The 1039-nt window shown below is 75.6% G+C and carries 1 protein-coding gene and 1 pseudogene; both read left to right on the forward strand.

All coding sequences use genetic code 11. The annotated features are described in order from the left end of the window. A pseudogene (locus tag ACYVE7_RS34550) lies at positions 1-277 on the forward strand (ABC transporter ATP-binding protein); the annotation flags it as partial. 209 nt (positions 278-486) lie between these two features. Further along, on the forward strand, positions 487-1039 hold a 553-nt coding region (locus ACYVE7_RS34555; protein ID WP_460370844.1), incomplete at its 3' end, for an ABC transporter permease subunit.

Here is a 1039-nt window from a genome sequence, read left to right on the forward strand (position 1 = left end):
CCGCGAACTGGCCCTCGACCCGCTCACCGTCCTGGTCGCCGCCCACCCCACCCGCGGCCTCGACGTCGGCGCGGTGGAAGCGGTCCTGGCCCGGGTCCGCTCGGCCGCCGACCGCGGCACCGCCGTCCTGCTCGTCTCCACCGAACTCCCCGAGCTCCTCGCCACCTGCCACCGGGTCCTCGTCGCCTACCGCGGCCGCCTCCTGGGCCCCGTCGACTGCACGTCCCCCACCGCCCACTCCGAGATCGCCACCCTCATGACAGGAACCCCCACATGACCCCCTCCACCCCGCCCCCACCAGCAGACGAGACCGATCGCCCCGCGCCTGGTGCGCCCGCAGGTGAGACGGATCGCCTCGGCGACGCTCGAGAGGGCGCGATGCCCAGCGGTCCGGCCGGGAACCCCGCACCCGAGGGCCGCTCTGTGGCGGGAGTGGTCGCCGGGTGGGTGGTGGGTGGGCGGGATGTGGTGGTTTATGGCGGGGCTGTGGGGGCGGCGGTGGTCGTCGGGGTGTTGTTGGTTTTGGGGACCGGGGCGTCGGTGCGGGAGGCGGGGGAGGCGCTCTGGGAGGGGATGGTGGGGTCGGCGTACGCGTTCGGGAGCGCGCTGAACTCGGCGGCGGTGCTCGGGCTGATCGCCGTGGGGTTCACGGTGGCGTACCGGGCGGGGCTGGTGAACGTCGGCGGGGAAGGGCAGCTCGCGGTCGGCGGGATCGCGGCGGCCGGAGTCGGGGTCGCGCTGCCCGCGGGGTTCCCGCAGGGAGCCGGGGTCGGGCTCGTTCTCGGCGCGGGGTTCGCGGCCGGGGCGGGATGGGCGGGGATCGCGGCGTGGCTGAAGGTGCGGCGGGGGACCAGCGAGGTGATCACGACCCTGCTGCTGAACTTCGTCGGGCTGGGGCTGGTCTGCCTGTTCGTGCACGAGGAGGCGCTGCTGCGGCAGACCGTCACCTCGGCGGACACCCTGCCGCAGTCGGCGCCGCTCGCCGAGGCGGCGCGGCTGCCGCTGCTCGGGACGGAAGGGTCACCGGCCACGGTGGCGG

This window comes from Actinocorallia lasiicapitis (assembly GCF_054778695.1).